Raw genomic sequence first — 7,820 nt, forward strand, 5'->3', positions numbered from 1 at the left:
TCGATCGTAAAGAAGGTCTTCTCTGATGAACCAGCAGTTTTTGCCGAATCAGGTGGCACCAATTCGGCCTGTAATGTCCGCCGACCAGAATGAGATCTCTTTCTCGTTAGAGTTGATCCTCATGCACCATCTCTGCATGAAGGTCAAACGATGGAATTCTGCAGGTTATTACAACTGCGGTGCGCACCGATGACAACATTGTTGCCCTCGAATCGCTCCCGAAAATATCTCAACTGAGTCGGCGTTTCGGGACAGCAGTTCGGTTGAGTTCCGAAAGTCAGGTCGAGCTTCATAGGCGGTCATGGAAGACTCACTGTCGAGGATGCCCTTCAACATGATCGCGTCAAGTATCGGTTCACGGATCAGCGAGGGAGCGCGACGCACGCGCCGGTGGTCGAGTTGGAGCACCACCTTCTGTGCCGCGACGTTATCCATCTCGAATCTTCTCGCGGCCGACATTCCCGTCACAACGGTGAATGACTCGGGCGCAGGCTCGCTGCGTCAGGGATTATCCGTTGCGACATCGGGTGACCGATTGGTGTTCAATTCACTGCTCAACGGTTCAACCTTGACCGGCGGCAGCGCATTGTCGGTCAGCCAGCCTGTCACGCTATACGATCCGAACACGATCACCCTTACGGATTCACACGCCTACGTGCTGGCAAAGCCGATGTCCGTCGATTGGGCCGGAAGTTTCAGCCTAGGCGGAGTTCTGTCGGACGGAGTCACCTCGGGCAGTTTGATCAAGACCGGGACTGGAACTCTGGTCCTGGGTGGATCGAACACCTATACCGGCGGAACGATCTTCAATGGCGGAACACTTCGCCTCCTAAATGATCACGCTCTGGGGACAGGGACACTGTCCGTTCACAATCTCGTTGGCAGTACTTTTCTTGAGATGGCCGATGGTGTGAAGTTAGGCAACAACATCGACCTGCAATCGGAACTTGTCGTCAAGCAGAATGCGGGGACGACCGTTCGGATTGATGGAATCATCAGTGAAACCGGCGGCCCGCAAGACATCGGAACCTCTGGCACTGGGACACTGATCCTGAGTGGCGCTAACACGTTCTCCGGCGGAATCTATGTCAGCAATGACAGCACTATTCGCGCGGAAAACAGTTCCGCTCTTGGTACCGGACAAGTGACGGTTGCAGGGGCATTGACGCTAGACCTCGCCAATGGAATCAACGTCGGAAATCACCTGCATCTGGGCAATAACTTCACGGCGAATGTGAATACAGGCAGTGCGACCTTGAGTGGCCTGATTGATGAGATCGCCACCAGCCGCCTGACGAAAACCGGCGATGGAACATTGATTCTGTCGGGAAACAGTAATTCCTACACAGGGACGACGACGGTCAACGCGGGGGATTTGCAAGTTCAAGGATCGATTGTTTCCGACGTTCTGATTGCGAACATCTCGTCGACACTGTCCGGTGCAGGGCAAGTCGGCAACGTGACGAACGACGGATTCATTCGCCCGGGCAATTCTGGCGTCGGAAATCTGACAGTGAATGGCAACTTCACGCAGAATGCCGGAGGTACGACCGAGATTGAAATCAATTCGGCGGGAAATACCCCTGGTGTCAACAACGACCACCTGACCGTCACGGGACAGGCGAATCTTGGAGGAACGCTGAATGTCGTTGCGGTCGGTGGGGGCGTCTTCCAGTCAGGTACGAACTTCACCATTTTGAATTCGACGGGCGTCGTCAATGGTCAGTACACCCAGGTGACCGACAATCTGTCGATGTTTGGTCTAGTCCTAAGCTACAACGCGAATGACGTCGTGATGCAGTTGGTACAGACTTCGACGTTCGCCGGAACGGGTCGCACCACAAATGAAGTCTCTGTTGGAACGGCGCTCGACAACATCACGCTGACTTCGTCAGGTGATTTGTTCACGATGATCAATACCCTTGGAGCACAATCATCGGATCAGCAGCAGCGGTCGATGGATCAGCTTAGCGGTTCCATTTATGGCAGCACGCAGACGATTGGCCTGCAGGTCGGTGATCAGTTTTTGCAGCGGATCATTACCCGGCTCGTCAGCAACGGAACATTTCTCGCAAGTGTACCCGCAGGAGTAACGACGGCAGATTCGGGTGTTCGAGGTCAATTGGCCAACGACTCGATCAATGGCTGGATTCAGGGATATGGAGTTGGCGGCAGTCTACGAACCGACGGCAACGGTGCCGGCGTTCGCTATAGCCAGGGTGGTGGACTGTACGGGGTTGATCTGGGGCAGGACGAGACGGGCGTGATCGGGATCGTCGGCGGAAACTCGTACGTTGGCTATCACGACGGATACGATAGTAAGGGGCAATTGACCGCCTACCAAGTCGGCCTGTACGCCTTGAAACACAACGATCTCGCCTATGTCTTGGGAACGGCGAACTATGGATACAACGACTATGTGTCCAATCGAACGGTGAACGTCGGCGGGATCGATCAATTTCTGCGTGGAACGTTTGGCGGAAACCAATTTGGAGCCTATGCCGAAACAGGATTGAAGTTGCACGCAGGTTGGTTCCATCTGCAACCGCTATTGGGCCTTCAGTATCTTTATCTGTCGCAACAAGGCTTTAGTGAATCGGGAGGCCCCGCGGCACTCAACGTTGCCGGCGCCCAAGCCAATTCGTTGCGAACAAGTTTGGGTGGACGACTTGTCGTCGATCGTCTGACGGGCCCTTGGGGTTCGGTCTGGACACCCTACTGGCACACTCGTTGGGTCTCTGAAGTGCTGGACGACGATCGCATCATCACGGCGTCGTTCAATGGAGCCCCGATCGGCGGGGCGTTCACATCCCACGGAACGAAGCTTGGCCAGAACTATGGCGTGTTTGGCAAAGGAGTGGCAGTACAATTGTCGGATCAATGGGCCATGTACGGAAACTTTGACGTGATGTTCGGCGGCCGACTCTACACGGAAACCGGCAGCCTGGGCGCAGTGTATTCGTTCTAATCCCGCGACCTGCTTGAGTCATGACAGGTTTACGAGCGTCGTCCCCAGGCTCGTTGGCCTGATTGTATTGCGATTTCCTCGATGCCAAGTTCCCGCTTGGCATCGCCTCTTGCGACCTTGCCGCTATTGACCTTTCAACAGGTCGACGACCGCTGCCGCCATGGCGGTGACCCCGGTCGTGATGGTTTCGCGAGGATCGGGGTAATACAGCGGTGAATGAAGCGAAGGCGGCATCTTTCCCTTTGCCTTCATTTCGGCCAGACGTTCTCCATTGATCGACCCCAACCGGAACATAAAGATCGGAACTCCGGCCAGTCCGTATTGTGAAAAGTCTTCACCGCCCATCGACGGTTCGACGGGAATCACTTGCTCGTCACCCAGCACGCGACGAAATGAGGGCACAACCCGCTCAACCAGGTCGGCATCATTCTTCGTGGCAGGCGTTGAGTCCGAGAATTCGACGACGGGTTCCGGCGCGCCGGAACTCATTGCAACCGCCTTCGCCTTCCGCTTGATCCCTTCCGTGAGCAACTCGCGAACCTCGGGCGAATAGCTTCTGACCGTCAGTTGCAGCCGGCACGAGTCGCCAATGATGTTGTGCTTGGTGCCCCCGTGAATCGAACCGACAGTAATGACCGCCGGCTCAAAGGGATTGTTCTCACGGCTGATCAACGTTTGCAGGTCGACGATCAAATGCGCGGCTTGAACGATCGGATCGACCGTCGTTTGCGGGAAGGCTCCATGACCGCCCTTGCCCTTGATCAAAATGTCGACACTATCGACGTTTGCGAGGAAATATCCGGCCTTGTAACCAACCTTGCCCGTCGGCATGTTCGAATCCACATGCAACGCTAAGGCGTACTTCGGTCTTGGAAATCGAGTGAACAAGCCATCCTTCAGCATCGCCTCGGCCCCGCCGACGGTCTCTTCGGCAGGCTGCCCGACGAACATGACGGTGCCGTGCCAGCGATCCTTGTGAGCGGCCAGATAGCGGGCGACACCAATTTGACAGGTCATATGGATGTCGTGTCCACAGGCATGCATCACCCCGACATCGTTCCCCTTGGGATCTTTCGCAACAACTTTTGATGCATACGGCAGGCCGGTCACTTCGGTCACCGGCAATGCATCCAGATCTGTGCGAATCATGACAACTGGACCGTCACCATTCTTTAACAAGCCGACGACACCAAGTCGCCCAACTCCTTCGGTGACGTCGATTCCCAGCGATTTCAGTTCAACGGCTAACTTGGCTGCCGTTCGCTCTTCACGGAACGACAGTTCAGGGTTTGTGTGAAAGTCGCGGTAGATCGTGACCAGACGATCGACTTCCCGATTGGTCCAAGGCGAGATCTCATTCTCGGCGTGAACAAAGAAAGGGAAAAACAGCAGTGCGATCAAGCAGAATCCCGTGATGAATCGGTCTTGCATGCGCGTACTCTCCAAGAAGTCAGGACGTTGTCACGGCGAGGCTTCAGTGTCATCGCTCACGGCTCCGGGGGGGCCGCCCCACGAACGATCGAACGACAACTTTCGATCGGATTTCAAGGAGCGTCCTGGCCGCGTTTCCAATCGGCAATCCACAATTGACTTGTTCCGTCGGGCGTGCGAGTCGACGTCCACATCAACGATTTCCCATTGGGGCTGAAGACGGGCAGAACATCTTGCGCGGTGCTGTGCGTAATCTGCGTCACGGCACCGCCCTTGAACGAATCTCGCTGAATCTCGACTTCCATCGTGAACAGATGAAAGGGTGCGTTCTGTGGGCCCTTGCTATAGTCGGCCCCGGACCAGATCAGGTATTTGCCACTCGGATGGAAGTACGGGCACCAGTTGACTTGCTCGAGATTGTCCGTCAGTTGGACTTCGGTTTTCCCATCGACCGAAATTGCGAACAATTGCAGCATATGCTCCTTCTGGCGATCCGAGCGAAAAACAATCCACTGATTGTCGGGCGAGAAAAACGGGCCGCCGTCGTAGCCGGGATGATCGGTCAACTGACGGACGTTTGAGCCGTCGGCATCCATAACGTACAGATCCGGATCGCCATCACGCATGGACGTGAAGACGATCTGCTTCCCATCCGATGAATAACTTCCCTCAGCGTCATATCCCGGTGAATCCGTCAGACGCGTCATCCCTGTTCCGTCAAAGTTGACAACATACAAATCCATATGCGGGTCAAAATCCCACAGATAGCGTCTTCGGCCCCCCTTGGCCGCTTCTTCACGCGCTTTTAACTCGGTCTGATCGATGCTCGGATCGGTATGACTGGAGGCGAATAGAATTTTCTTTCCGTCGGGAGAAAAGTAGGCACAGGTCGTTCGTCCGCGTCCGGTGCTGACGAGTCGGGGCGTCTTCTCGTCGAGCTTCTGCACATAGATCTGATAGAACGGATAGCCGATCGGATAGGCCTGATACACGATCCATTTGCCATCCGCCGAGAAATACCCTTCTCCCGCACGTGGCAACCCCGACGTCACTTGGCGGATATTGGACATGTATTGCATCTCGGCCGCGTCATCCGTCACCGTTGGCGGAGCGCTCAAAAGCGCGAAGATCAAAGCACTCAGCATCGAATCAATCCCTTCATGTCATCAGACAGCGTACAGCGTCGGTCAGCGGCAGGTTCCACACCGGCGCTCAAATCACAGAGCGAAGTCGAGAGTCGGGCCCGTGACAGGATTACCGCATCAGTCCGTTCAAAGACGAATCTGATTCTAAGTCGCGTCAACAAAGAGTCCAGGATGCGGAACAGCCTGTCAGAGAGATCGCGAGCAAGTGAGATCTCCGGATCAAGTCAGGAATTCGGTGGCAACGGCCTCACGCCAACTGCAACTCGAATTCCGTTTCGTCGACTTGGACGCAAAATTTCGGCGGATTTCGAGTCGCATTTTTCGAATCAGAGACTTCAATTGTCGTGACAACGATGCGCCGACATTTGACTTCGTGATTGGCCGTTTCGGATGATAGTCGCCAGTCAACGTTCAAACTTGCCGCGTAGTCTCGGTCACACAGAAAAGACTTCTTGTCGAATTCCCAATCTCACTGGAAAGGCACGACCATGAATCCAACGAAGAACGATATGGCCCTCGCGCAGCGCACGGCCGTGACTCAACTGCTCAACAACCGACTCGCCGACTTGATCGATCTGCAACTGCAGACAAAGCAGGCACATTGGAATGTCAAAGGTCCGACCTTCATCGCGCTGCACGAACTGTTCGATAGCGTTGCGGAAGAAATCGAGGACTTCGTCGACGACGTGGCCGAGCGAATTGTGGCCTTGGGCGGGATCGCGGAAGGGACACTGGCTGCAGTGTCGAAGCGAACAACCATTAGCCCCTATTCATTGACCTTGACCAGCGGACGCGATCACGTCGACGCCCTGTCGACGGCGATCGCCACGGTCGGCAAAGCCGTGCGCGCCGCGATTGATCAATCAAACGAACTCGGCGATGCCGACACGGCGGACTTGTTCACCGGCATCTCCCGTGACCTCGACAAGAAGCTGTGGTTCGTGGAATCACAGCTGCAGGGCGACAAGTAAGCCTGCTCGAAAACTCGCATCCGGCTCAATTGCTGATCCGTAACAGGTCCCGCCAAAAAAGGCCGGACCTGTTTTCATTGATCATCTGCCGCTTTGGACCGTCGAACGAGGCGGCACGATGCCACTTGTTCCGACATCCCGAAGCGCGATGAAGCAGCAGATCGACACCCTGGAATGCGGATGCCGATCGATCAACCCGACTTTCGGAAACATGAAATCACAATCACTGAACAGAACAAAGAGTGACGGTACACACTTCCATTGCAACTCGTTGGGATCGCCCCTCGCGACCGCAAATCATGGAATCATCGATTCCTATTTTTCAGGATATTTGCGCGTGTTCTGTCGAGGCGACGACAGGTTGCCCTTCAGTCATTTCAACTGAGAGCACATGTTCAGGCCATTGAAGCGGCGAATGCCTCGACGCGTTTCGCCTTCCTGAAGCGTGAGGTACCGTGTCGGACTGGTATTCATCGAGGGTGTCCGTTCGCCGGAATGCAAAATGCTTTTCCGTTGAATCCCCTTGGCCCAGATCGCTGTCGATCTCCCGCCGACTTCTCTCGCCTTCGTTTTTTGTGAAGGACCTCCGTATGAGGCCTACGAATTTCTCCCTATGAAATGACTCACAATCCCATGACTGTCACACAACTCGGGGCGAAGTGTGAGAGTTGCCGACCTTCTAGCACGATTCACACCCTGCCCACACGTACATCAGAAACAACTCCTACGCGACTTCCTTAACTTTGTAGCATGAACTAGGTCATTCTCACTAAAGAGGTGAACACGTTGATATCGTAGTTCACTTCCATGAATACATACGACGATAATCTGTAACTTCAGTAACTCACGATTCACTAAGATTTTTGGTTCGTCACCAGTTTCTGTGGGTGAGTAAGGATCGTTTGAAGATGAGCTGTGCTCAGGTTCGGCAAAAGGGTGTCGCCCCTTCCGCCATCGCCTTCGATCGCCACTGCAGGTGTGAGGGCGATGCGAAGGCGATGGCGGAAGGGGCTGAGCGAATCCTTTGATAGAAGGAATGCATCCTGTGATCCAGCGGTTACGATTTGAGTTACCACACTTAAAACGTCACCGGGACACACAGGATGCAATTGAAAACGATCCTCAACCACGTCGAGAAACACAAGTCATTTGTCTATGGAACCATCGCATTTTGCGGGAAAGGAGACGATTTGGCGATCGAGGTCAGTATTCAGAGCCGCCGAAACAGTCGCCCGATCTGCTCAGGTTGTGGTCGTCCAGGTCCACAATACGATCGCTTGAAGCCCCGTCGATTCGAGTTTGTTC

Annotated in this window: 4 protein-coding genes and 1 pseudogene; 3 read left to right on the forward strand and 2 right to left on the reverse strand. The window is 54.6% G+C overall.

Annotated elements, in window-relative coordinates; genetic code table 11:
* Positions 1–334: 334 nt before the first annotated feature.
* On the forward strand, positions 335–2,968 hold the full coding sequence (locus OSO_RS0111355; protein WP_162130533.1) for an autotransporter outer membrane beta-barrel domain-containing protein: 2,634 nt from the start codon (positions 335–337) through the stop codon (positions 2,966–2,968).
* Positions 2,969–3,091: 123 nt separating this feature from the next.
* Here OSO_RS0111355 and OSO_RS0111360 read toward each other — a convergent pair whose 3' ends face one another.
* Complete coding sequence (locus OSO_RS0111360) at positions 3,092–4,399, reverse strand: amidohydrolase (RefSeq protein ID WP_010583464.1); 1,308 nt, start codon at positions 4,397–4,399, stop codon at positions 3,092–3,094.
* Positions 4,400–4,512: 113 nt separating this feature from the next.
* Positions 4,513–5,544: a PD40 domain-containing protein gene (locus tag OSO_RS0111365; RefSeq protein WP_010583465.1), complete on the reverse strand. Its 1,032-nt coding sequence runs from the start codon at positions 5,542–5,544 to the stop codon at positions 4,513–4,515.
* 452 nt (positions 5,545–5,996) lie between these two features.
* Between OSO_RS0111365 and dps the strand changes: the two genes are divergently transcribed.
* Together dps and OSO_RS51930 are read left to right on the forward strand one after the other, a co-directional pair.
* Positions 5,997–6,515 carry a DNA starvation/stationary phase protection protein Dps gene (dps, locus tag OSO_RS0111375; protein ID WP_261340377.1) on the forward strand — a complete coding sequence of 173 codons (519 nt, stop codon included), beginning with the start codon at positions 5,997–5,999 and terminating at the stop codon, positions 6,513–6,515.
* A 1,103-nt stretch (positions 6,516–7,618) separates the two neighbouring features.
* Positions 7,619–7,820 (forward strand): annotated as a pseudogene (locus tag OSO_RS51930) (ISL3 family transposase); the annotation flags it as partial.

The organism is Schlesneria paludicola DSM 18645, assembly GCF_000255655.1.
Taxonomy (GTDB): Bacteria; Planctomycetota; Planctomycetia; order Planctomycetales; family Planctomycetaceae; genus Schlesneria; species Schlesneria paludicola.